General features: G+C 66.0%; 16 protein-coding genes and 1 tRNA gene. 5 read left to right on the top strand and 12 right to left on the bottom strand.

Annotated features, from left to right (window positions below; genetic code table 11):
• Positions 1-2 precede the first annotated feature (2 nt).
• The gene (gene gltB / locus ABT23_RS02355) at positions 3-4487 is read right to left on the bottom strand and encodes a glutamate synthase large subunit (RefSeq protein ID WP_296630597.1); all 4485 of its coding nucleotides are present in this window, start codon (positions 4485-4487) and stop codon (positions 3-5) included.
• 328 nt (positions 4488-4815) lie between these two features.
• Here gltB and ABT23_RS02350 point away from each other — a divergent pair, with 328 nt between their 5' ends.
• Positions 4816-5664 carry an endonuclease/exonuclease/phosphatase family protein gene (locus ABT23_RS02350; RefSeq protein ID WP_296630594.1) on the top strand — a complete coding sequence of 283 codons (849 nt, stop codon included), beginning with the start codon at positions 4816-4818 and terminating at the stop codon, positions 5662-5664.
• A gap of 21 nt (positions 5665-5685) precedes the next feature.
• On the opposite strand, the gene ABT23_RS02345 is transcribed toward ABT23_RS02350, so the two are convergent.
• The 5 genes from ABT23_RS02345 to ABT23_RS02325 form a co-directional block, all read right to left on the bottom strand.
• Positions 5686-6255 carry a hypothetical protein gene (locus ABT23_RS02345; RefSeq protein WP_296630592.1) on the bottom strand — a complete coding sequence of 190 codons (570 nt, stop codon included), beginning with the start codon at positions 6253-6255 and terminating at the stop codon, positions 5686-5688.
• Positions 6256-6397: 142 nt separating this feature from the next.
• The gene (locus ABT23_RS02340; protein WP_296630591.1) at positions 6398-7006 is read right to left on the bottom strand and encodes a nucleotidyltransferase family protein; all 609 of its coding nucleotides are present in this window, start codon (positions 7004-7006) and stop codon (positions 6398-6400) included.
• Between the two features lie 5 nt (positions 7007-7011).
• Positions 7012-8016: an XdhC family protein gene (locus ABT23_RS02335; protein WP_296630588.1), complete on the bottom strand. Its 1005-nt coding sequence runs from the start codon at positions 8014-8016 to the stop codon at positions 7012-7014.
• Positions 8017-8018: 2 nt separating this feature from the next.
• Positions 8019-10220, bottom strand: coding sequence for a xanthine dehydrogenase family protein molybdopterin-binding subunit (locus ABT23_RS02330; RefSeq protein ID WP_296630585.1), 2202 nt, complete (start codon positions 10218-10220; stop codon positions 8019-8021).
• An 11-nt stretch (positions 10221-10231) separates the two neighbouring features.
• Positions 10232-10690, bottom strand: coding sequence for a (2Fe-2S)-binding protein (locus tag ABT23_RS02325; RefSeq protein ID WP_296630583.1), 459 nt, complete (start codon positions 10688-10690; stop codon positions 10232-10234).
• A 281-nt stretch (positions 10691-10971) separates the two neighbouring features.
• Between ABT23_RS02325 and ABT23_RS02320 the strand changes: the two genes are divergently transcribed.
• Together ABT23_RS02320 and ABT23_RS02315 are read left to right on the top strand one after the other, a co-directional pair.
• The gene (locus ABT23_RS02320; RefSeq protein WP_296630579.1) at positions 10972-11691 is read left to right on the top strand and encodes a hypothetical protein; all 720 of its coding nucleotides are present in this window, start codon (positions 10972-10974) and stop codon (positions 11689-11691) included.
• Positions 11692-11719: 28 nt separating this feature from the next.
• On the top strand, positions 11720-13246 hold the full coding sequence (locus ABT23_RS02315) for an EAL domain-containing protein (RefSeq protein WP_296630578.1): 1527 nt from the start codon (positions 11720-11722) through the stop codon (positions 13244-13246).
• 35 nt (positions 13247-13281) lie between these two features.
• On the opposite strand, the gene ABT23_RS02310 is transcribed toward ABT23_RS02315, so the two are convergent.
• The 6 genes from ABT23_RS02310 to lgt all read right to left on the bottom strand — a co-directional run bounded on the left by ABT23_RS02310 (position 13282) and on the right by lgt (position 20910).
• Complete coding sequence (locus tag ABT23_RS02310; protein WP_296630575.1) at positions 13282-15984, bottom strand: DEAD/DEAH box helicase family protein; 2703 nt, start codon at positions 15982-15984, stop codon at positions 13282-13284.
• Between the two features lie 3 nt (positions 15985-15987).
• Positions 15988-17583, bottom strand: a complete 1596-nt coding sequence (locus ABT23_RS02305; RefSeq protein ID WP_296630572.1) for a site-specific DNA-methyltransferase — start codon at positions 17581-17583, stop codon at positions 15988-15990.
• A gap of 6 nt (positions 17584-17589) precedes the next feature.
• The gene (locus ABT23_RS02300; RefSeq protein ID WP_296630570.1) at positions 17590-19527 is read right to left on the bottom strand and encodes an ATP-binding protein; all 1938 of its coding nucleotides are present in this window, start codon (positions 19525-19527) and stop codon (positions 17590-17592) included.
• Positions 19528-19670: 143 nt separating this feature from the next.
• A tRNA-Ala gene (locus ABT23_RS02295) sits at positions 19671-19746 on the bottom strand.
• Between the two features lie 25 nt (positions 19747-19771).
• On the bottom strand, positions 19772-20131 hold the full coding sequence (locus ABT23_RS02290) for a VanZ family protein (protein WP_296630567.1): 360 nt from the start codon (positions 20129-20131) through the stop codon (positions 19772-19774).
• Complete coding sequence (gene lgt, locus ABT23_RS02285; protein ID WP_296630564.1) at positions 20128-20910, bottom strand: prolipoprotein diacylglyceryl transferase; 783 nt, start codon at positions 20908-20910, stop codon at positions 20128-20130. Before lgt ends, ABT23_RS02290 begins: the two co-directional genes overlap by 4 nt.
• A 91-nt stretch (positions 20911-21001) precedes the next feature.
• Here lgt and ilvD point away from each other — a divergent pair, with 91 nt between their 5' ends.
• On the top strand, positions 21002-23779 hold the full coding sequence (gene ilvD, locus ABT23_RS02280; protein WP_296630561.1) for a dihydroxy-acid dehydratase: 2778 nt from the start codon (positions 21002-21004) through the stop codon (positions 23777-23779).
• Positions 23780-23797: 18 nt separating this feature from the next.
• A complete protein-coding gene (locus tag ABT23_RS02275) occupies positions 23798-24403 on the top strand; it encodes a ParA family protein (protein ID WP_296630558.1) in 606 nt (201 codons plus the stop codon).
• The last annotated feature ends 9 nt before the right edge of the window (positions 24404-24412 follow it).

Genomic DNA, 24412 nt, shown 5'->3' with positions numbered 1-24412 from the left:
CGTTAAGCTTCCAATACTTCACGTGTCTGGCCAGGAATGTCCTCGACCAGGTCTTCAATCGAAATGCGCTTCGGCTTGACCAGCCAGACGCGAGACAAGGTGGCGTCGAACTCGGCCAGCAGCGCTTTCGCGCGGGCGCTGCCGGTGAGTGCCAGATGGCGTTCCACCTGCGTCTTGAGAAAGACGCGGAACGGCTCGGTTTCGTCGCTGGTGATGCGGGTCAGCTCGACCATTTCCTTGTTAGTCTTCGACACGAAATCGTTCGTGTCGTCGACCACGAAGGCCATGCCGCCGCTCATGCCGGCACCGAAGTTCAGGCCGGTGTCGCCCAGCACGATCACCGCGCCGCCCGTCATGTACTCGCAGCCGTGGTCGCCGATGCCTTCCACCACGGTCAATGCGCCGGAGTTGCGCACCCCGAAGCGCTCGCCGCCCATGCCGGCCGCATAGAGTTCGCCGCCGGTGGCGCCGTACAGGCAGGTGTTGCCGATCAGCGTGTTGCGGTGCGCGTCGAACGTGGCCACGCGCGGCGGGTAGATCACCAGGCGGCCGCCGCCCATGCCCTTGCCGACGTAGTCGTTGGCGTCGCCTTCGAGCGTGATCGTCAGGCCCTTGTGGTTCCACACGCCGAAGCTCTGGCCGGCCGAACCGGTGAGCTGGACGCGGATGGTGTTGTCCGGCAGGCCCTTGGAGCCATGCGCCTTGGCGATCTCGCCCGACAGGCGTGCGCCGATCGAGCGGTTGACGTTGCGCACTTCGTAGCGCAACTCGATCGGCGTGCCGGCCTTGATCGCGCCGATCGCGTCGGCCACCATCCGTTCGGCCAGTTCGCCCTTGTCGAACGACGGATTGCGCTCCTGCTGCGAAAAACGCGGCGCGTCGGCCGGGATGTCGCCCTGCGAGAGCAGCACGTCGAGCTTCAGCCGGCCCTGGCGCGGCGTGTCGCCAGTCGAGAGGTCGAGCAGGTCGGTGCGCCCGATCAGGTCGGTCAGCTTGCGGATGCCCAGCGAGGCCATCAGCTCGCGCGTTTCCTCGGCGACGAACTTGAAGTAGTTCACCACCATCTCGGGCAGGCCGATGAAGTGTTCGCGGCGCAGCTTGTCGTTCTGCGTGGCGACGCCGGTGGCGCAGTTGTTCAGGTGGCAGATGCGCAGGTACTTGCAGCCCAGCGCGACCATCGGGCCGGTACCGAAGCCGAACGACTCGGCGCCGAGGATCGCCGCCTTGACGACGTCGAGGCCGGTCTTCAGGCCGCCGTCGGTCTGCACGCGAACGCGGCCGCGCAGGCCGTTGGCGCGCAGCACCTGCTGCGCCTCGGACAGGCCGAGCTCCCACGGCGTGCCGGCGTACTTCACCGAGGTCAGCGGGCTCGCGCCGGTGCCGCCGTCGTAGCCGGAGATCGTGATGAGGTCGGCGTAGGCCTTGGCGACGCCCGCCGCAATCGTGCCGACTCCGGGCTCGGCGACCAGCTTCACCGACACCAGCGCGTCGGGGTTGACCTGCTTGAGGTCGAAGATCAGCTGCGCCAGATCCTCGATCGAGTAGATGTCGTGGTGCGGCGGCGGCGAGATCAGCGTGGTGCCGGGCTTGCAGTGGCGCAGCGAGGCGATCATCGGCGACACCTTGTCGCCGGGCAGCTGGCCGCCCTCGCCGGGCTTGGCGCCCTGGGCGATCTTGATCTGCAGCACCTCGGCGTTGACCAGGTAGGTCGCGGTCACGCCGAAGCGGCCGGAAGCGACCTGCTTGATCTTGGAGGTCTTCACCGTGCCGTAGCGCTTCGGGTCCTCGCCGCCTTCGCCCGAGTTGGAGCGGCCGCCGATGCGGTTCATGCCCTCGGCCAGCGCCTCGTGCGCTTCAGGCGACAGCGCGCCCAGCGACATACCGGCCGAGTCGAAGCGCTTGAGGATGGTTTCCAGCGGCTCGACCTCTTCCAGCGGGATCGGTTTCGCGCCGGTCTTCAGCGTCATCAGGTCGCGCACCATCGCCACCGGGCGGGTGTTGACGATCTCGGAATACTTCTTGAACTCGGCGTAGTCGCCGGTCTTCACGGCCTTCTGCAGCTGCTGCACCACGTCCGGGTTGTAGGCGTGGTATTCCTCGCCGAACATGAATTTCAGCAGGCCGCCGGCGGTCAGCGGGCGCAGCGGGTTGAACGCCGCCTTGTGCAGCAGCTTCTGGTCGGACTCGAAGTCCTCGAAATTGGCGCCGGAAATGCGCGACACCGTGCCCTTCAGGCACAGTTCGACCACATCTTCATGCAGCCCCACGCCTTCGAACAACTGGGCGCCGCGGTAGCTGGCCACCAGCGAGATGCCCATCTTGGAGAGCACCTTGTACAGGCCCTTGTCCATGCCCTTGCGGAAGTTGCACAGCGCCTTGTCGAGGTTGGGCTTGATCTCGCCGGTCTTCACGAATTCGCCGATGACCTGGTAGGCGAGGTACGGATACACCGCGGTCGCGCCATAGCCGATCAGGCAGGCATAGTGGTGCGGATCGCGCACGCTGCCGGTTTCCACCACGATGTTGGCGTTGCAGCGCAGGCCGGCCGTGATCAGCGCGTGGTGCACGGCGCCGGTGGCGAACAGCGCGTGGATCGGCAGGCGATCCTTGGCGAGGTTGCGGTCGGACAGCACCAGAATGACCTTGCCGGCCTTCACCGCGTCGACCGCGCGTGCGGTCAGCGCATGGATCGCGGCTTCCAGGGTGGTCGCCGCCGGATCGTAGTGCAGGTCGAGCGTGGTTGAAGCGAACGACGGGTCGTTCAGGTTCAAGAGCTTGTCGAAGGCCTCCTTCGACAGCAGCGGGGTGTGGACTTCCACCCGGTGCGCGTGCTCCGGGGTTTCCTTGAACAGGTTGCGCTCGGGGCCGAAGCTGGTGTTGAGCGACATCACGATGGCTTCGCGGATCGGATCGATCGGCGGGTTGGTGACCTGTGCGAACTGCTGGCGCAGGTAGTCGAACGGCGAGCGCACTTTCTGGCTCAATACCGCCATCGGCGTATCGTCGCCCATCGAGCCGATCGCCTCGGCGCCGTCCTCGGCCAGCACGCGGATGATCTGGTCACGTTCCTCGAAGCTGACGTTATGCAGTTTCTGGTGCGTCAGCAGGCTGGCCGCATCCATCACCGCCAGATCGGCGTCCTGGTTGATCGACAGCTCCAGCTTGACCACGCCGGCCTTGAGCCATTCGCGGTAGGGTTGCGCGCCCTTCAGTTCGTTGTCGATGTCTTCCGGCATCAGCAGGCGGCCGGTCTCGAGGTCGGCGGCGACCATCTGGCCCGGCTTGACGCGGCCCTTGCGCTCGACGTTGGCCGGATCGATCTGCCACACGCCGACTTCCGACGCGATGGTGAGGATGCGGTCCTTGGTCAGCACCCAGCGTGCCGGGCGCAGGCCGTTGCGGTCGAGCGTACAGACGGCGTAGCGGCCGTCGGTCAGCACCACGCCGGCGGGGCCGTCCCACGGCTCCATGTGCATCGAGTTATATTCGTAGAAGGCGCGGATGTCGGCGTCCATCGACTCGACGTTCTGCCACGCCGGCGGGATCACCAGGCGCAGTGCGCGGAACAGCCCCGCGCCGCCCATCACCAGGCCTTCGACCATGTTGTCGAGGCTCATCGAGTCCGAGCCCCGGGTGCCGACGATGGGACGGACGTCGTCCATGTTCGGGATCAGGGGCGTCACGAATTTCTGTTCGCGCGCGCGGCTCCAGTTGCGGTTGCCTTGCACCGTGTTGATCTCGCCGTTGTGGGCGAGGTAGCGGAACGGCTGGGCCAGCCGCCACTGCGGCCAAGTGTTGGTCGAGAAGCGCTGGTGGAACACGGCCAGGCTGGTGGCGAAGCGCGCGTCGTTGAGGTCGGGGTAGAACACCGGCAGGTTGTCCGGCATCACCAGGCCCTTGTAGCTGATCACGCGGCACGACAGCGTCGGCAGGTAGAACACCGGATCGGTCGGTTCCAGCGTCTTTTCGGCCTGGCGGCGGGCGATGTAGAGCTTGCGCTCGAAATCGTCTTCAGAGAGTCCAGCCGGCGCGTTGACGAACACCTGTTCGATGTGCGGCAGCGATTCCAGCGCCGATTCGCCGCACACCGACGAATCGGTCGGCACCAGGCGGAAGCCGGCGACCGTCAGGCCCTGCGCTTCCAGCGCGGACTTCAGCGTCGAACGCGCATGCGCCTGTGGCGCGGCGTCGCGCGACAGGAACACCAGACCGGCGGCATAGAGGTCGCCCACCGTGAAACCGGCGTCAGCCGCCACCGCGCGCAGGAAGGCATCCGGTTTCTTGAACAGCAGGCCGCAGCCGTCGCCCGACAAGCCGTCGGCGGCGATCGCGCCGCGGTGCGTCATGCAGGCCAGCGAGCCGATCGCATTCTGCACCAGCGTGTGGCTGGGCTGATTGTCGATCTGCGCAATCAGGCCGAAGCCGCAGCTATCCTGTTCGAAATCGGGCGAATACAGCGTCCCGTCCAGCCAGCGTTGTCGTTCCATGGTTCCGTGAGCTCAGGCAACAGCGGCCTGCCCACAGGGCAAGCCGCAAAAAATTAAAGCGAAAAGTGCGGCATTTTAATACCTCAAGCCGCGTGCGGCAATGATTGCCTCCGCCAAGGCCTTGCCGCGGCAAGGGTTTACGGCCGGACGCCGTCTCAATTGGGAGTGCCGCCGCCCCGGAAAATTCCTCGTCCGGACCGACGGACCGTCCATGCCGCGTCATCCCCTATCCCGCTGTGCAGGCCGTCCCTTGCCGACGGGCGGACCCCGCCTGCCGATGTTCCATCCAAATGAGACCATTCGCTATGCTGACGGCAAGAGGTGCGACATGAAATTACTGAGCTGGAACATTCAATGGGGGCGCGGCATGGACGGCCGCGTCGATCTCGCGCGCATCCTGCGGACGATCCGCCAGCTGGGCGATTTCGACGTCATCTGCCTGCAGGAAGTCGCGATCGATTTTCCTGGCCTGCCCGGCAGCCGCGGCGAGGACCAGGTCGCCGAATTGTCCGCCGGCCTGCCCGGCTACACGGCGGTGTATGGCGCAGCGACCGATGTGCCGGACGGCCGCGGCGGCCGCAGCCGGTTTGGCAATGTCATCTTTTCGCGCCTGCCGGTCGGCCAGGTATGGCGGCATCTGCTGCCGTGGCCGGCCGAGGCGGCGGTGCCCAGCATGCAGCGTGTGCTGGTGGAAGCCGTGGTGACGAGCGACGTCGGGCCGCTGCGCGTGCTGACCACCCACCTCGAGTACTACTCGCAGCGCCAGCGCCAGGCCCAGATCGACGCCATCCGCCGCCTGCATGCGGAAGCCTGCGCCCTGTCCGGGCGCGCGCCGATGCCGGAGGAGGCGGGTGGGTCCTTCGAGGTATTTCCCCGGCCCGTGCAGGCGCTGCTATGCGGGGACATGAATTTTCCCGCCACCGCACCCGAGCGTGCGCAAATTCTCGCCCCATTTGCCGAGGGGACGCCGGGATTTCACGATGCCTGGTCCGTGCTGCATCCTGGCGAAGCGCACGCACCCACCGTCGGCATCCACCCGGTGGATTTCGTCCGGCAGCCCGAATGCTTCGATTTCGTCTTCCTCACCGAAGGACTGGCGGAGCGGCTCAAGGCGCACGGCATCGATGCCGCGACCGAGGCATCGGACCATCAGCCGGTGTGGGTGGAGCTGGCCTGACGGCCCCCTGCGGCGCCGGGATTACTTCTTCGCGTCGGCCGCGCCTTCATGGGTTTCGAACGCCTTCTCGGCGGCCGCCTTGGTGGCTTCCATGGCGTGGCGCGCCGCATCCCGGGTGTCTTCGGCCGCTTTCCGTGCGGCTGCCTCGCCGGATTGGGCCGCCTGCCTGGCGGACACTTCGGCTTTCTTCAGGGCGTCCTCGCTCGCAAGGGCGGCTTTTTTCGCGGCGTCTTCCACTTTCTGAGCGGTTTCGCGTGTTGCTGCCGTGGCTTTCCGGGTGGCCTCGGCGGCCTTGTGCGCAGCGAATTGTGCGGCCTTCTCGGCATCCTTCGCCGCCTGTCTGGCCGCCTCGGCGGCTTTCTGCGACGTGTTGCCGACAGCCAGTTCCGCCTTGTCCATGGCCACTTTCGCGGCGTCCGCGGCCTTCTGCGCAGCCTCCTTGGCGTCCGCGGCCGTCTTCTTCGCGCTTTCTTCCGCCTTGTGCATGGAGGGTGACGTGCCTTCAGCGGGCTTGGCAGCGGGCGTGTCGGCGGCCCACACATTCGTCCCGGCCACCAACGCAGACAAAATCAACCAGTTTTTCAGTTTCATGAATTCTTCTCCTTCGATGTGGGGCCAGCATCAAGCCCGCTCCATGGGTTGGCCGGGATGCACGTGGTATCGGGCCTGTTGCCCGATACCACACAGACTTCGGCGGCGGCATAACGTTTCAAAATGGGAAACCCGCGATGCGTCACGGATACGGTGCCGGCGTTGCGCCTGGAGGGCGATCCATCAGGTCGGCCGCTTGATCCACGTCCCGCACGATGCCGGGGTCGTCCACGTCGCAGCGCACGACCGCGCCGGGAAAGGCCGTGACGATCCGCCGTGCCCCCTCGTCGCCGGCCAGGGCCGAGAGCGGTTCACCCCATTGCCGGGCGAAGCCCACCGGATGGCCCCGGCGCCCCCGGTACTCGGGGACCACGATGCTGCCTCCCTCACGCAGGGCCGCCGCCACGCGGCCGTAGCTGGCGGGGGCGATGAAGGGCATGTCCGCCAGGACGATGAGCCAGCCGCCGGCATCCGGCGCGGCGCGGACGCCCGCCGCCAGGCTGTGGCCCATGCCCTGAAGGGAGGCTGCGCTGACGACCAGTTCGAACCCTGCTGCGGCCAGCTGCGCCGCCAATTCCACACTGTCCGGACGCACCACGGCGAGGACGCGATCGCAGGCCGGGCGCAGCCGGCGGGCGGCGGCCAGCCCCATGGGCGTGCCGTCGGCCAGGGGATGCAGCAATTTGTCGCTGCCGAAGCGGCTGCCGCTGCCGGCAGCCAGGAGAATGCCGACGATGGGGCCGGGCGTCATGCGGGTTAGTCGATGCGGCAGCCGGAACGGTCCGCTGCGGGCAGCCGTCCCGTTGCTGCGAAGGGCGGGAGGCCGTTCTTGGTCGCCGTGATCTCGGCGAGGATGGAGACGGCGATTTCCGGCGGCGTGCGGCTGCCGATGGGCAGGCCGACCGGTCCGTGAAGCCGCGCCACCTCGGCCTCGGACAGGTCGAAATGCTGCAGCAGCCGTTCGCGGCGACGGGCGTTGTTGGCGCGCGAGCCGAGCGCGCCGACGTAGAAGGCCGGCGACTTGAGCGCCTCCAGCAGCGCCATGTCGTCGAGCTTGGGGTCGTGGGTCAGGGCGACCACGGCGCTGCGTGGATCGAGGGCCAGTTCGACTACCGCGTTGTCCGGCATGCCCGGCACCAGGGCGGCGCCCGGGACATCCCAGCCGGCGCTGTACTCGACCCGCGGATCGCAGATCAGCACCTGGTAGTCCAGGGCCTGGGCCATCGAGGCGAGGTAGCGCGAGATCTGGCCGGCGCCGATGATCAGCAGGCGCCAGGCGGGGCCGTGCAGCGTGGTCAGGCAGCGCCCATCCCAACTGAGCTGGTCGCTGCGGCAGCCGTCGCGGACCGTTGCCGCGCCGCTGTCGAGGTCGATGCTGCGCAACGCCAACTGGCCGGCGGCGATGCGCCGGGCGAGGTCGTCCAGTGCGGCCGCATCGGGCGCGGGTTCGATCACCAGTTCCACGACGCCGCCGCAGGGCAGGCCGAAGCGGCGCGCCTCGTCCGGGGTGACGCCATAACGCTGGACGAAAGGCTGCGTGCCGCGGAATTCGCCGGCCGCCATGCGGGCGATCAGGTCGTCCTCGATGCAGCCGCCGGACACCGAGCCCTGTACCCGGCCGTCGTCGCGCAGCGCCATCCAGGCGCCTGGGGGACGCGGCGCCGAGCCCCAGGTGCGGGCCACGGTGACGAGAACGAAGCGGTGCCCCCCGGCCGCCCAGTTGCGGACCGCCGCCAGCACCTCGCTGTCCTGGCTGTCCATGCTCAGGCGGCCAGTTCGGCGGTGTTGAACGGCATGCGCGTGAGATGCTTGCCGGTGGCGGCGGCGATGGCGTTGGCCACGGCCGGCGCCGCGGGCGGCACGCCGGGCTCGCCGATGCCGCTGGGTGCGGCGGCCGACGGCACGATATGCACCGCCACCACCGGCATCTCGTGGATGCGCAACGGCGGATAGCCGTCGAAGTTGCCCTGCTCCACACGGCCTTCCTTGAGCGTGATCTCGCCGTGCAGGGCGGCCGACAGGGCAAAGCCGATGGCGCCCTGCACCTGCGCGCGGACGTTGTCCGGGTTGATGGCGATGCCGCAATCGACTGCACAGACGATGCGATCGACCTTGATGCTGCCGTCCTTGGCGACCGTCACCTCGGCCACCTGGGCGACATAGGAGTTGAAGGATTCATGCACCGCCACGCCGCGGCCGCGGCGCTCGCCCGGCTTGCCGGGCTTGAGCGGCGTGCCCCAACCGGCCTTCTCGGCCGCGAGCTTCAGCACGCCGGCGTGACGCGGGTGCGTGGCGAGGAGTTCCAGCCGCAACGCCACCGGGTCCTTGCCCATGGCCCCGGCCACCTGGTCGAGGAAGGTCTCGGTGGAGTAGGCCGTGTGCGAGGAACCGACCGAACGCCACCACAGCACCGGCACCGGAATGTCCTTCGGGGTGTGCAGATCCACCTTCATGTTGGGAATGGCGTAGGGCAGGTTGGCGGCGCCTTCCACCGACACCTGGTCGATGCCGTCCTTGACCAGGTTCTTCTCGAACGCCGTGCCGGCCACGATGGACTGGCCCACCAGGCGATGGCGCCAGCCCGTCAGCCGGCCCTTGTCGTCCACCGCCGCCTCCAGCGCGTGATGGAACAGCGGCCGGTAGTAGCCCGCGCGCATGTCGTCCTCGCGCATCCAGACCAGCTTGACTGGTGCCTTGCCATTGATGGCCTTGACGATCTGGGCGGCCTCCAGCACGTAATCCGAGTGGCTGCTGGCGCGCCGGCCGAAGCTGCCGCCGGCGTACAGCATGTGGATGGTCACCTGTTCCGGCTTGAGGCCGAACAGGCCGGCCAGCGCGTACTGGTCGCCGGTCTGCATCTGCTCGCCGTTCCAGACCTCGCAGCCGTCGCTGCCGAGGCGGATCACGCAGTTCATCGGTTCCATGGCGGCGTGCGCCAGATAGGGGAAGTCGTAGCTCGCGCGAACCACGCGGGCGGCCTTGCCGAAGGCCTGGTCCGCGTCGCCGCTCTGGTGCGCGACCAGCCCCGGGGTCTTGGCCAGTTCCCGGTAGCGGGCGAAAATCTCCTCGCTGCCAAGCTTGAAGGCCTGGCTTTCGTCCCAGCTCACCGAGAGGGCGTCGCGCCCCTTCTTCGCGCTCCAGGTATCGCTCGCCAGCACGGCCACCCCCTGCGGGATCTGCACCACGTCCACCACCCCTTTCACCGCCTTGGCGCGGCGGGCGTCGAAGGCCTTGACCGTGGCGCCGAAGCGGGGCGGGTGGGCCACCACCGCGACCAGCATGCCCGGCAACTGCACGTCCTGGGTGAAGCGGGCCTGGCCGTTGGTCTTGTCGGCGCTGTCCTTGCGTTTTGCCTGCTTGCCGATCAGGCGGAAATCCTTCGGGTCCTTCAGCTTCAGGTCGGTGGGCACGGGCAGCGTTGCCGCGTCCACGGCCAGTTCGCCGAAGCTGGCGCGGCGCTTCGACTTCGCATGGCTGACCACGCCGTCGCGCACCATGATCTCGGCGGCAGGCACGTTCCATTTGATGGCCGCCGCGCTGACCAGCATGGCACGCCCGGCCGCGCCTGCGCGGCGCATCTGCTCCCAGGAATTGGCCATCGCGGTGCTGCCGCCGGTGCCCTGCGCCGGGCCCCAGAACAGGTTGTTGTAGCGCTTGGCGTCAGCCGGTGCCCCTTCGACGCGCACCCTGTTCCAGTCCGCGTCCAGTTCGTCCGCGAGGATGGTGGCGAGCCCGGTGTAGGTGCCCTGGCCCATTTCCAGATGCTTGGACAGCACCGTCACGGTGTTGTCGGTGCCGATGCGGAGGAAGGCATTGGGCTCGAAATGGATCGGCCCGACCGCCCCTTCCCCGGCCTTGCCGGGACCGGCAAGCGGGGCGGCGAGGGCGGGCAGGCAGAAGCCGAGCGTGAGGCCGGCGCCGCCCTGCAGGAAACGGCGGCGGCTGAGGTTTTCGATCGTGTTCATCGCGGCGTCTCCTAGGCGAGGGTCTTGGCGGCTTCGTGGATGGCCGCCCGGATGCGGACGTAGGTCGCACAGCGGCACAGGTTGCCGGACATGGCGTTGTCGATGTCGTCGTCGCTAGGCCTGCGGTTCTGGCGCAGCAGCGACACCGCGCTCATGATCTGCCCGGACTGGCAGTAGCCGCACTGGACCACGTCGAGCTTCCGCCACGCGTCCTGCACCGCCTTGCCGACGCGGTCGGCGTCCACCGCCTCGATGGTGGTGATCCTGCGGCCGGCCACCGCCGACACCGGGGTCACGCAGGACCGCGTCGGCGCGCCATCCACCTGCACCGTGCAGGCGCCGCAGAGCGCCTGGCCGCAGCCGTATTTGGTGCCGGTCAGGTGCAGCGTGTCGCGCAGCGCCCACAGCAGCGGGGTGTCAGGCGCCACATCGAGCTGATGCTGTTTGCCATTCAGGTCGAGTTTGATCATGGGTAAGACTCCTCAGGAGATGGATGAAGCCGGCCGCGGCGTCCCGGATGACGGAACGGCAGACCCTATGCGGAAGCGATACCCATCGATTCTAGATCATGAAAAGCCGGCCGGAATCGCCGTTCCGAAGCGGGCATGGGCGGGCCGCGCGGCGCCGCTATCGGCTGGCCGATACCCGAAAAATGACGGCGGATGGGCGGCCATCGCGTTTTCGGCCTAAACACTTGGCCGTGCCTGCCGCTATAGCCTTACTCGGCAAAACAACGAACTCCGTATCGAGGATGCCTTCACGTTCCCCTTTTTCCCGTCTCTTGCGGCGCGCTTTCTACGCATTCGTGGCTGCGGGGCTGCTTGGCTTCGTGGCGCTCGGCATCATCAGCTGGGACCGGGAGCAGGCGGACGAACGGAAGAATCTCTCTGTTCTTTCCGGATTCCTGGCGTCTGCGACCCAGGCCTTTTTCGACGACCTGGGCCATGGCCTCGATCCGCTCGGCCAGCTGCTGCAGCAGATCGATGTCGTCAACCACCCCGAGGCGGCCCGCGCCGCCCTGGAAAAATTCCAGAAGCGCTATCCCCAGGTCGGCGCCATGGCCGTCATCGATACCAGCGGCCGGATGCTGATCAATACGGCCTTGCCGCCTGGCGCCCCGCTGCCGGACTACCGACACACGACGGATTACATGGCCCCCTTCCAGGCAGCGCTGGACGACCCCGGGCTGTATACGATCGGTCGCCCCGAATACGGCCAGGTCATCGGTGAGTGGCGCTTCCCGTTCCGCTACACCATGCGGGACGAACAGGGGCAGGCCCTGTTCATGATCCAGGCCGCCATCCCCCTGGGAACGGGCATGCATTTCCTGCGCAACCTGTCGTTGCCGCCGAATAGCCTGGTCGGCATCCTGCGCGAGGACGGATTCCAGCAGGCGCGCTGGCCCGTGGACAGCCCCGACAAAGTCTACGGCCGCCCCCTGAACGGCCCGCGCGCAGCCCGGCCTGCGTGACGGCTATTTCACCGGCTTTTCGCCCTGGATGTACACGGAGCAGCAACGGCTGGGCGCCTACAGCCACCTCGCCACCCTGCCCATGTATGCCTATGTGTCGATTCCCTACAGCCATATCTGGAACAAATGGTGGGAACACAACAGCCCGGTCCTCGGCATATTCCTGGTCTTCGTGGCCATCTTCGGCGCCATTTCCTACTGGGTCAGGATTCACGAGCGGCAACACAGCGACGAACTCCTGAGCCAGGCCCGGCGCGATTCGCTGACGGGGCTCACCAACCGCGCAGGCGCGGAAGAGCTTCTGGAACACCAGATCCGGGCCGCCAAGGCGAGCGGCCGCCCCTTCTCGATCATGTTTTTCGATCTCGATCGCTTCAAGGACATCAACGACACGCTCGGGCACGGCATCGGCGACCAGCTCCTGGCCGAAGTCGGCAAACGGACGGCCGCCACGCTGCGCCATCACGACATGCTGGCGCGCCTGGGCGGCGACGAGTTCCTGATCATCCTGCCCGACTGCCCAGCCGCCGCCGCCGCACGGACGGCGCAACGCCTGATCGTGGTATTCGAAGCGCCGTTCCAGGTGGCCCAGCATCGATTGAAAATGTCCTGCAGCATCGGCCTGGCCTTCTTCCCCGACCATGGCACCGACCGCGAAACCTTGCTCAAGCACGCCGACACGGCCATGTACGAAGCGAAGCGCCTGGGCCGCAGCGGCTTTGCCTGCTTCGAGGCGGGCCTCGGCGAACGGCTGCAGCAGCGGCTGACGCTCGAAGCGAAAATGCGCGACGCGCTGGTCAAACAGCAGTTCAGGCTCCACTATCAGCCGATCGTCGACTTGAAATCGGGCCGGATCATTTGCGCCGAGGCCCTGCTGCGCTGGCGCGACACCGACGGCGTCGAACACCATCCCGCCCAGTTCATTCCGGTCGCCGAGGAGTCCGGGCTCATCCTGCCGCTGGGGGAATGGGTATTGAAAACCGCCTGCGCGCAGGCCAAGACATGGCTCGACCAGGGATTCGATCTGAGCATGGCGGTCAACCTTTCCACGCGCCAGTTCCAGGATCCGGACCTGCTGGGCAAGGTCACCTCCGTCATCGGCGGCTGCCACCTGCCGCCGTCGCGCCTGGAACTCGAAGTCACCGAAGGCGCCGCGATGCTCGACGCCGAGTCCAGCGTCGAGGTGCTCGGCGCCCTCAAGCGCATCGGCGTGCGTATCGCCATCGACGACTTCGGAACGGGCTACTCGTCGCTGAGCTATCTGAAACGCCTGCCCGCCGACACGATCAAGATCGACAAGAACTTCGTCGACGGCGTGGTCGACGAATCGGAAGACCAGGCCATCGTCCGCTCCATCATCGCCTTGGCCCACGCCCTCGACAAAGACACGATCGCCGAAGGCATCGAGACGGAAGAACAGAAGCGGGCGCTGGAAAAGGCCGGTTGCCACATGGGGCAGGGCTATCTGTTCAGTCGTCCACTTCCTGCGGATGAATTTCAGGCGCTGCTGGCGAACGCGAACGGGTCACGCGGGACAAACGCTTATGTCAACTGAGGTAGGGCGACCCGTGTCGGGCCGCTGGGAGCAGATCATTGCAGGTGTTCCTCGATCCACTCCCACTGCTTGTCCTTCACCATCACGAAGCGACAACGTCCCTCTGATAACCCTGCCCACAAGCCACCCATCAAGCGGTCATCTTCGGCCGCCGTCCAGCGATCCGCGCCCTTGTACTCGACGGCGAGGATGACGGCCGGTTTGCCTTCAGGTCTGGGTAGCTGACACAGGAAGTCAGGGTAGAAACGTCCATCCGCCTTCTGTAGGAAGAAGGCGCTGCCCTCGCGCCGCACCAGGTTGCGCACCCAGAACTGGATGCGCCCTTTCTGCGCCTGCATGTCCAGCCAGCACGCGCACTCGAATTCTTCCTTGCTGTCGAAATCGCCAATGCGGCCGTAGAAGTGCTTGCGAAAATCGAAGTGTCCAAAGCGGCCGTCGTAATCGCGGCTGGGTGCGTAGGCCTGGGCCTGAAACTCGAAAGCATAGTGATCGGTCACGGCCACGCGCGATGCGGCGTCGTCACCAAACAATACCTGCTGGAATGCCTTGCCCACCGCCTGGCGGCGCAGCTCGCGGATACGCGCCTCCAGCAGATTGCGGATCAGGAATTTCTGCAGGTTGACGCGGGCCAGCGTGAAACCCTCGCGGCGCAGCAAATCGGTGAGCCACGCAGCAACAAACGCCTGCTTGCTGGCGTGCGTCAGCGACGGTTCCGGCAGGTTGCGGCACAGCCAGGTGGCAATACGCACCTCATCCCAGTTTTCCGGCTGATAGACCAAGCCCAGATCGCGCTGCAACTCCGGCAGGAAGCGCGACACCATGTGGCCGCCCTCATCGATGTCGATCTCGCCGCCTTCGGATACCTTGAGTCCTGCGCCCAGCGCAGCCACGTCATCGGCCGTGGGTATCGCATCGTAGGGCGACACGTCCCACGGATATTCCAGCACCTCCGGGTCATCGAACAGGGCAAGCTCGCCCTGCACGCGCAAGGCCAGTTGCGGCACACGGAAGCGCTCGCCCAGTTCGGCGGGCGTCTGGAAGAACTCGATGGCCGTCGTGCGGCTGACCTCGGCCGCTTCCGCAATCGCCGCGACGGCGGTTGCGGACATGACTGCGGCCTTGAGCGCTTCCGTTTCATCCTCGGTCAGCGGCGTGCTGATCGTCAGCGTGTTGAGCTTGCCGTCCCAGCTGACCTTGTCGCGCACGGGTTTGGGCACGCTTTTGAGGTTCGGTTTTTCAGACAGGGTGATCGCTACCGGCCGAACGACAACGCGCCCGGCATGTCCTTCAAGATCTAGTCGCGCCTGCTCCTGCCGGGCTGCCGTCACGAACTCGCCGACTTCGCGCCGCTCGAAGCCGGCGCCGGCTACCAGACGGTCGCGCAGCGCGCTTGCGGTTTCCGCGAAATTGCGTGAGACCACGAAGGCATACGACTGATTGAGCGCCCTAGCTTGCCGGTGACTGGCTTCCGGCTGCCGCAGCACCCGCCCCAGCAGTTGTTCCACTGAGGTGGCGGAGTGCAGAGAGGCCATGCTGACCAGGATATAGGCGAACGGACAGTCCCACCCTTCGGCCAGCGCCTTTTGCGTGATGACGAACTTCACCGGGCAGGCCGGGTCGGCAATGCCCAGCTTGTAGTCCGTCTCGATCTGCTCCAGCCCCTTTTCCTCGCCGGTGGCGACGACAATCTCATGGGCCGGAATGCCGTGGTTGGCGATCAGCTCGTTACGGACTTTCTCGACATCCAGCGTCTCCACCCCGCTCCGACGCGGCTCCGACTGGATCAGCACCAGCGGCCGCAGGTAGGCCGCGCCCGCGCGCCGCTCCTCGTCGGCCAGCTTGTGCAGGGCATCGCGGCGACCGATGGCGTCGGCCAGGCATTGCTGCCAGTTCGGCTCGGTTTCCAGCACCACCGGCAGCTTGATCATTTCCTCCGCCTTCAGCTCGGCGGCTGACACGCTGTGCAGCACGTTCGACGGCGTGCGCTCCAGATCGGGCGTAGCGGTCAGTTCCATCACCCCGCTGGGACGGAAACGCGCCAGCATGTCGAAGGCGAGCTCGGTGCGGCTGTTGTGCGCCTCGTCGACCACCACGAAGGGCCGGCGCAGCCGCAGCACGTTGGCCAGCGAATAAGGCGTCGTTTGATCCGTGCCCGCGCCATCCTTCAGCAACTCGTCGCGCTGGGCCGGTGCCAGATTGTCGAAGTGGTGCATCAGCGCGCCGCTCGACTGGTACACCTTGCGGCATTCCTCGTCTTCCACCTGGAACGCCTGCCGCGTCGCCACGATGATCGTGGTCGACGTGTCCAGCGTGGCGCGTGTCACGCTCTTGGCCTCGTCCAGGTCCATCACGGTGATGGGCCCGGCCTCGCGCAGCGCCGTGTGGTAAGGGTGGTTGCGATCCTTCAACGCCCGCAGCGTTTGTTCGCGGATCGGCTTTGAAGGCACCAGCCACAGGATCACGCTGTGCTCGCAGCGCAGCAGGTGTGTGTTGACGAGTGCCACGCTCTTCGCCGCCAGCCAGGTCTTGCCGCCGCCAGTCGGCACGCGCAGGCAGAAATAGGGCATGTCGGCCGGGAACCCCGGCAGCGGATTGTAGGCCAGCCCGCGGCCCCACAGGCGCTCGGTGGTGGCGGTGAAGGCAATCGAGGGCGAAGGCAGTTCGTGGCAGGCCTGGAAATAGGCCTCCACGCTTTCGAGCACCTGCGACTGGTAGGTCTTGGGGGCGAAGGTCGTCATCGCTTACACCTCCAGCGCGTAAGGGGTCTGCTTGAAGGTGATGTTTTCACGTGCGGCGCGGCCCCCCATGCGGTTGGCGGCGGCGTAGATCGTTTTCGGCCCCGCGAACGTCGGCAGCACGTCGAACACCGGACCGGTCAGCACATTGCCGCCGGCCACCGACTTGTCCTTGAGGATGCCGTTGTAGAGCAGGTAGATTGCGCGCCCCTCATGCGCGCCCAGCAGCGGCGAATCGCCCGTGCCGGTGTAGCCGGTGCCGGTTTCCGCGAACCAGACGAACTCGGCAAGCTGCGCGAACGTCACATCCGGGCGAATCTGGCCGTCAGCGGTGAACAGCGGTTCGGCTGACAGGCGGCAGAACTGGAAGCCGCCACCCAGTCCCTCGACGGCTTGATCCTTGGCGTTGGTATAGCCAGTCGCTATGCGCTTCACCCGCTCGGCGGTGACGTTGCGGGCGATGGCGTCGTCCATCTCGACGAGGATGAAGCGGCGGTTGCCGCCGTCTTCGAGATTCTGTTTCAGCACCGCGTGGCCTGTCGTGCCGCTTCCGGCGAAGCTGTCGAGAATGAGGGCATCCTTGTCGGTGGCGATTTGCAGGATGCGTTGGATCAGGCGGGTGGGTTTGGGGGTATCGAAAGCGGTCTGTGTCCCGAAGATGTCCTGTACTTCTTTGCGTGACTCGTCGGTGTGCCCCACCTCTTCATGCGGCCACCATGTCCACGGGGCAATTCCATCAATCGAGGAGAGGAATTGAATACGCTGCGGTATCGCGTTCCCATCTTTCCCGAAATAGATACGCCCATCTGAGAGAAGTCGCTGATACTCAGATTCAACCACTTTCCAGCAAGAGCCTTCCGGCGGTCGGTGCCGCTTGCCTGTGATTGGAGAAGTAATTTCGTACATCTGGTTGGGTCTAAATCCTTGTGCTGAAAGCGAGACGGCACGCCACTTTCCCCTCGGATCATTGTTAGGATTTTTGTAGACCGCCAATTGTTTTTCTCCGAGCGGCAACTTGTTTGCTGCAACCTTAAATTTCATTGGAGCGATTGCATAAGCCACGATGTACTCATGCGCATCCCCAATGGCTACTCGGTTTTCTCTTGAGTACCGCTTCTGCCAAGCATTGCAGGCGACAAAATTTGTCTTCCCGAAAACCTCATCCATTAGCAGGCGTAGCGTGCCGATTTCGTTGTCGTCGATAGAAACGAAGATCGCTCCATCCTCCCGCAGAAACTGCTTTAGCAGCACCAGCCGCGGATACATCATGCACAGCCAGCGGTCGTGCCGGTCCAGCGTCTCGCCTTCCTTGCCGACCACCTCGCCCAGCCACTTGCGGATTTCCGGGCTGTTGACGTTGTCGTTGTAGACCCAGCCTTCGTTGCCGGTGTTGTAGGGCGGGTCGATGTAGATGCACTTGACCTGCCCGGCGTAGCGCGGCAGCAGCGCCTTGAGCGCGTGCAAGTTGTCGCCCTGCACGATCAGGTTTGCCGTATCGGCCTCTCCGCACGAGAGAGACGGCACCGGCTCCAGCAGGCGGAACGGCACGTCCTTGTGGTGTTTGACGACGGCTTCCTTACCGATCCAGTTCAGTGTGGGCATGGGGTTTTAATGTTCGTGTTTTTTTGCGTCCTGTACCGCCCGGTATGCCTGCTGCGGGTCGTTCGGCTCTTGCGGGTTGGTCATGACCAAACGCCCATCGCGCATCAGGGGGCGCAGATAGTTGTTGCGCACATAGCGGGGATGCCGTCGTACCAGTGCCGCCAGTTCATCAGCCTGCCAGGCGCGCTGGCGACAGATTTCCACGATCACATCGCACACCTCGCCCGGGGGATTGCGTTGGCCGATGGCGCCTATTTTTGCGGCCAGGGCGCCCGGCAATTCATCCAGCAGGGTCTTGCGCCTGTTTTCCTCTTCTTCGGAGTGCTCGGCATATAAGCCTTCGAGGTTGGTAGATAAGGCCGGGGGGTTGGTAGATAAGCCGTCCGGGTTGGTAGATAAGGCGGGGGGGTTACTAGATAAGCGCTCACGCGACTTGCTAGACAAGCCCGCCTCATCGGTGGCCAGACGCTCGGTCGGCACATAGTAGGTGGCCGAGCCCCGGCCCTTCTGAGCCAGCAGGCCGGCATCCCGCAGCCGGCGCAGGGCGCCGCTGGCGGCCAAGGCATCGACCTTGTTCAGCTCGCGGTAGGTGGCGTTGTCGATGGCGCCGGCCTCCCTGACTACGATCAGCGCCTTGGCCTCTTCATCGGTGAGGTGCAAGTCGCGGAATTGGGCGAGCCAGGCGATATCTTCTTCGCCGAGGAAGTGATGGAAGAAGTAGCGGGCAACGAACTGATCGGCGCCTCGGTCGGATTCGAACAGCGGCGGGGTGAGGCCGGCCTCTTCCATGCTCTCGCGCATGACGCGGATGCCGCTGCCCTTGGTTTCGGCAAAGCGGGTTTCGTGCAATACCGCGGCGATCTTGGGGTTGCGCGGCTGAGAACCGGGCTCGCCGAGGTGCTCGGGCGACTTGAGCGAGAAGCCGGGATTGCGGATTTCGAGCCGGTTGGCATAGCGGATGATCTGCACCGGGCTGTGGCTGCGGTAGCTGCGGTGCATCAGCGCATTGACCAGGGCCTCGCGGATGACGCGCAGCGGGATCACGGGTTTGTCCTGCCGCTGCAGCGCGCCTTCGTCGAGGCCGAAGCTCTTGGGCAGATCGTCGAGAACGGCGGCCTGGGCGCGGCGGATCAGGCGGAACAGCGAATCGCGCAGTTCGACCGTATCGAAACGGCGGTCGGGATCGGGCACCCATTCGCGGCCTGGCACGCGGATGTAATCGACGCGGGTCATGGGGAAACAGCGGCGCAATGCCGAGGGCTTGCCGAACAGGATCAGGCCGGCGACGGTGGGCTTCCATTCCCCTTTCTGATCGCGGCGGATGGCGCCCAGGGATTGCAGCAACTCGTCGTCGGGCCAGCGCAGTTCCTCGGCATCCGGGTTGGCACTTGCGCGGGACTGGCGGTAGTCGGCAATGGCCTCCGGGGAGAAATCTTCCTGGGTGGCGTCGGCGACGATGCCGGCGTCGAAGCTTTCCTGCTGGCGCCCTTGGTAAAACACCGCCAGGTCGTCGTCGGTGCAGCGCTGGTCGGTGCTGCCGATGCGGCGGAACGCGCCCCTGGGCAAGCCCTGGCCTTTGAAGAAGATGGGCTTGTCCTGCGGCTGCGCCTCGGGGACGAAAACGACGACGACATTCTTGCCCTGGACATTTTCTGTCGAGATGTCCACCCGCAGGGGCACATTGAACATGTCGCGGCACTGGCTGGCGATATCCGCCGAGAGCTTGTCCGGCTGGTCGATGCCCTCGACTTCGTAGGACGGGAAAAGCGCCATCTCTTCCCGCACGACGCCCAGTGCAATCCAGCCGCCACCCAGGCCGGGCTCGTTGGCGAAGGCGCAGACGGTTTCCAGTACTGACTTGCCAGCTTCGGAGGCACGCTTGGCCTCGATGCGCTCGTGCTCATCGAGGAGGTTGAGGCTTTCGAGCAGTTCGACAGCGGTCACGTAGTGATCTCGCGCTCAGACTCATGCTGCGGTGGCCGGCAGAGCCCGCAGCTGGTAATGTCCCAGATGAAATTGAGTAGTTCGCGGCGCTTGCTCATGGATGATCGTCCTTAAGACCTTGAGCTTGTCTGGCCTTGTTTTGATGGTGGAGCGGAGGAGGATCGAACTCCCGACCTTCGCATTGCGAACGCGACGCTCTCCCAGCTGAGCTACCGCCCCAGTGCGGCGGATTATAGCCTCGTTTCTAGCGGGGCCGGAAGAGCTTTCCGAGGGTGTCCGGCAGGTTGGGGAGCAGGCGGGCGGCGAACCAGCCGAGCAGGACGCCGCCGGTGTTGGCCAGCGCGTCGAATATGTCGGGGTCGCGATCCGGGGTGAGGCCCTGCAGCAGCTCGATGGCACCGCCGAACAGCACGACGGCCAGGGCGAGCCGCCAGCGGCGGCGGACGACGATCTGCGCCCACCAGAACATCAGCACGGCGTAACCGGTCAGGTGCACGATCTTGTCGGTGTGGCCGGCTTCGTTGATCACAGGCGGGGTCAGCGACAGCACCAGGGCGGCGGCGACGCCGAGCCAGCCGCATCCCTTCCAGAGGCGGACGATCATGCGCGCCGCAGCGACCAGCGCAGCAAGATGAGGCCGGCGACGATCATCGGCATGGAGAGCCATTGCCCCATGGACAGCCCCAGCCCCAGCAGGCCGAGGAAGCTGTCGGGCTCGCGGGCGAATTCGGCGAGGAAGCGCAGGCTGCCGTAGCCGATCAGGAACACGCCGGAGACGGCGCCGACCGGACGCGGCTTGCGCGAATAGAGCCACAGGATGGCGAACAGCAGCAGGCCTTCGCCGGCAAATTCGTAGAGCTGGGACGGGTGGCGCGGGATGCCGTCGCCGGCCTGCGGGAAGATCATGGCCCAGGGCAGGTCGGTGGCGCGTCCCCACAGTTCGCCGTTGATGAAGTTGCCGAGCCGGCCGGCGGCCAGGCCCAGCGGGACCAGCGGGGCGATGAAGTCGGTGACGGCGAGCCAGCGCAGCTTGTGGCGGTGCGAGAACAGGGCCATCGCGATGATGACGCCGAGAAAGCCGCCATGAAAGCTCATGCCGCCTTCCCATACCTTGAAGATGTCGAGCGGGTGGGCGAAATAGTCGCCGGGCTTGTAGAACAGCACGTAGCCGAGCCGGCCGCCGAGGATGACGCCGAGCACGCCGTAGAACAGCACGTCGTCGAGCATCTGCTGCGTCCAGCCGGTCCACGGCCGGTGCGCGATGCACCAGCGCCCGAGCAGGATCACCTGGACGAAGGCGACGAGGTACATGAGGCCGTACCAGTGGATGGCGAGTGGCCCAAGCTGCAGGGCGACGGGGTCGAATTGGGGATGGACGAGCATGGGTCGGGATCGGGATTCAGAAGGTGGGATTCAGGGAGGTCAAAGCGCGGGTAAAATGGCTGGCTGATTATAGATTGCCTGAGTGACCAACATGCCTGACTATCGTTCCTGGACAACCACCCGTGGCCGCAACATGGCGGGGGCACGCGCACTGTGGCGCGCCACCGGCATGAAGGACGGCGACTTCAACAAGCCGATCATCGCGATCGCCAACTCGTTCACCCAGTTCGTGCCGGGCCACGTGCACCTGAAGGACATGGGCCAGCTGGTGGCGCGCGAGATCGAGGCGGCGGGCGGCGTGGCCAAGGAATTCAACACCATCGCGGTCGACGACGGCATCGCGATGGGCCACGGCGGCATGCTGTATTCGCTGCCGAGCCGCGACCTCATCGCCGACTCGGTCGAGTACATGGTCAACGCGCACTGCGCCGACGCGCTGGTGTGCATCTCCAACTGCGACAAGATCACGCCCGGCATGCTCAACGCCGCGCTGCGCCTCAACATCCCGACCGTGTTCGTCTCCGGCGGCCCGATGGAAGCCGGCAAGGTGGTGTGGGACAAGCAGACCATCAAGCTCGACCTGGTCGACGCCATGGTGTCGGCGGCCGATGCCAAGTTCAGCGACGAGAAGGTCAACCAGCTCGAACGCTCGGCCTGTCCCACCTGCGGTTCGTGCTCGGGCATGTTCACCGCCAACTCGATGAACTGCCTGACCGAAGCGCTGGGCTTGAGTCTGCCCGGCAACGGCTCGCTGCTGGCGACCCACGCCGACCGTCGCAATCTGTTCCTCGCCGCCGGCCGCCTGATCGTGAAGAATGCGCGCCGCTACTACGAGGACGGCGACACCCGCGTGCTGCCGCGCGCGATCGCCAGTTTCGACGCCTTCGAGAACGCCATCGCCCTCGACATCGCCATGGGCGGCTCGACCAACACCGTGCTGCACCTCTTGGCCGCCGCGCACGAGGCCGGCGTCGACTTCACGATGCAGGACATCGACCGCATGAGCCGCCGCGTGCCGCACCTGTCGAAGGTCGCGCCATCGATCCAGACCTACCACATGGAAGACGTGCACCGCGCCGGCGGCGTGATGGCGATCCTCGGCGAACTGGAGCGCGGCGGGCTGGTGCATCGCGAGGTGCCGACCGTGCTGATGAAGTCGCTCGGCGAGCAGATCGACGTCTACGACATCCGCCGCACCAGCAACAAGGACGTCAAGGACTACTTCCGCGCCGCCCCCGGCGGCGTGCCGACGCAGACCGCGTTCTCGCAGGACCGCCGCTTCGCCAGGCTCGATGACGACCGCATCAACGGCTGTATCCACGACATCGAGCATGCCTACTCCAAGGACGGCGGCCTGGCCGTGCTGTACGGCAACCTCGCGCTGGACGGCTGCATCGTCAAGACGGCCGGCGTCGACGAGCACATCCTCAAATTCTCCGGCCCGGCGCGCGTGTTCGAATCGCAGGACGCCGCGGTCGACGCCATCCTCGGCGACCACATCAAGCCCGGCGACGTCGTCGTGATCCGCTACGAAGGCCCGCGCGGTGGCCCCGGCATGCAGGAAATGCTGTACCCGACCTCGTACCTGAAATCCAAGGATCTCGGCAAGGTTTGCGCGCTCATCACCGACGGCCGCTTCTCCGGCGGCACCTCGGGCCTGTCGATCGGCCACGCCTCGCCGGAAGCGGCCGAGGGCGGCGCCATCGGCCTGGTGGAAGAGGGCGACCGCATCGAGATCGACATTCCCAAGCGCACGATCAAGGTCGCGGTGAGCGATGCCGAACTCGAACGCCGCCGCGCCGCGATGGACGCCAAGGGTGCGCAGGCCTGGAAACCGGTCAACCGTGCGCGTGAGGTCTCGCCTGCGCTGCGCGCCTATGCGGCGATGGCGACCTCGGCCGCCTTCGGCGCGGTGCGCGACGTCAGCCTGGTCGAGCATCCGACCGAGGCGCAGGCCCACGCCGACCCGCTGGCGCGTTTCGCCATTCCCGGCCAGCTGAGCTTCCGCGTCGGCGCCGGTGGTCTCACGTATGCCGACATCGACAACCACGGCGGCCGCGCGACGATCTGCCTGCAGGGCGCGCACGTGGTGAGCTTCCGTCCCAAGTCGCAGCACGCGCCGGTGGTGTGGGTGTCCGACGCCGCCAAGTTCGCGCCGGGCAAATCCATCCGTGGCGGCGCGCCGGTATGCTGGCCGTGGTTTGGCGCGCATGACACGGAATCCGGCTATCCCGCACACGGCTTCGCGCGCACCGTGCCGTGGACCGTGACCGGCAGCCGCAAGCGCAACGACGCCAAGACCGAGATCACCCTGCAACTCGTGGAGAACGACCAGACCCGCGCACAGTGGCCGCATGCCACGCGGCTGGCGCTGACGGTCATCGTCGGCGACAAGCTGGAGATGCATCTGGCCACCACCAATACGGGCGCAGCGCCGGTGAAGATCGGCGAAGCGCTGCATACCTATTTCCACATCAGCGATATCGGTGCGGTTCAGGTCGGCGGACTGGAAGGTGCGACGTTCCACGACAAGGTCGACAACTTCGCCACCAAAAAACAAAGCGGCGCGATTGCCTTCAATGGCGAGGTCGACCGCGTCTACGTCAATACGCCGGCCGACTGCGTGATCGTCGACGCCGGCCTCAAGCGCCGCATCCGCATCGCCAAGACGGGTTCGCAGTCGACCATCGTGTGGACGCCGTGGACCGAGAAAGCCGAGAAGATGGGCGACATGGGCAAGGGCAAATCCGGTGCCGGCTGGCGCGAAATGGTGTGCGTCGAATCGGCCAACGCGATGGACAATGTCGTCACCGTGGCGCCGGGCGAAACGCATACGATGTCCGTGACGTACAGCGTGGAAGCGATGTAAGCAAAGGGAGAAAGCGGTATGCGCGTGATTCTGGTGGCCAACCCCAAGGGCGGCAGCGGCAAGACCACATTGTCGACCAATCTTGCCGGCTATCTGGCGGCGCAGGGTCAACGCGTCGCCTTGCTCGATCTCGACCGGCAGAAGTCCGCCACCCAGTGGTTGGCGATGCGCGATGGGGCATTGCCGGAGATCGAACTGATGCGCGAAGGCCAGAAGGCGGACAGCGACTGGCTGGTGATCGATTCACCCGCCGGGCTGCATGGAAAGAGCCTCGAACGCGCGCTGAAGCTGGCGCACAAGGTGGCGGTGCCGATCGCGCCGTCGCTGTTCGACATTCGCGCCAGCCAGGATTTTCTCGCTGCGCTGCATGCCGAAAAGGCGGTGCGCAAGGGCCATGCCTTTGTCGGTGTGGTGGGGATGCGTGTGGATCCGCGCACGCGCGCCGGCGTCACGCTGGAACAGTTCATGGCACAGCAGGATCTGCCGGTGCTGGCGCATCTGCGCAACACCCAGCATTACGTCAACGCCGCGTTTGAGGGCAAGAGCCTGTTCGACCTGCCGCACCACATCGCCGAGCGCGACGTGGAACAGTGGCAGGGCCTGATCGACTGGCTGGACCGCTAGGCGCCCCGG

The sequence above is a fragment of the Thiobacillus sp. SCN 63-57 genome, assembly GCF_001725555.1.
Lineage (GTDB): Bacteria > Pseudomonadota > Gammaproteobacteria > Burkholderiales > Thiobacillaceae > Thiobacillus.
This window is presented reverse-complemented; position numbering and strand designations above follow the sequence as displayed.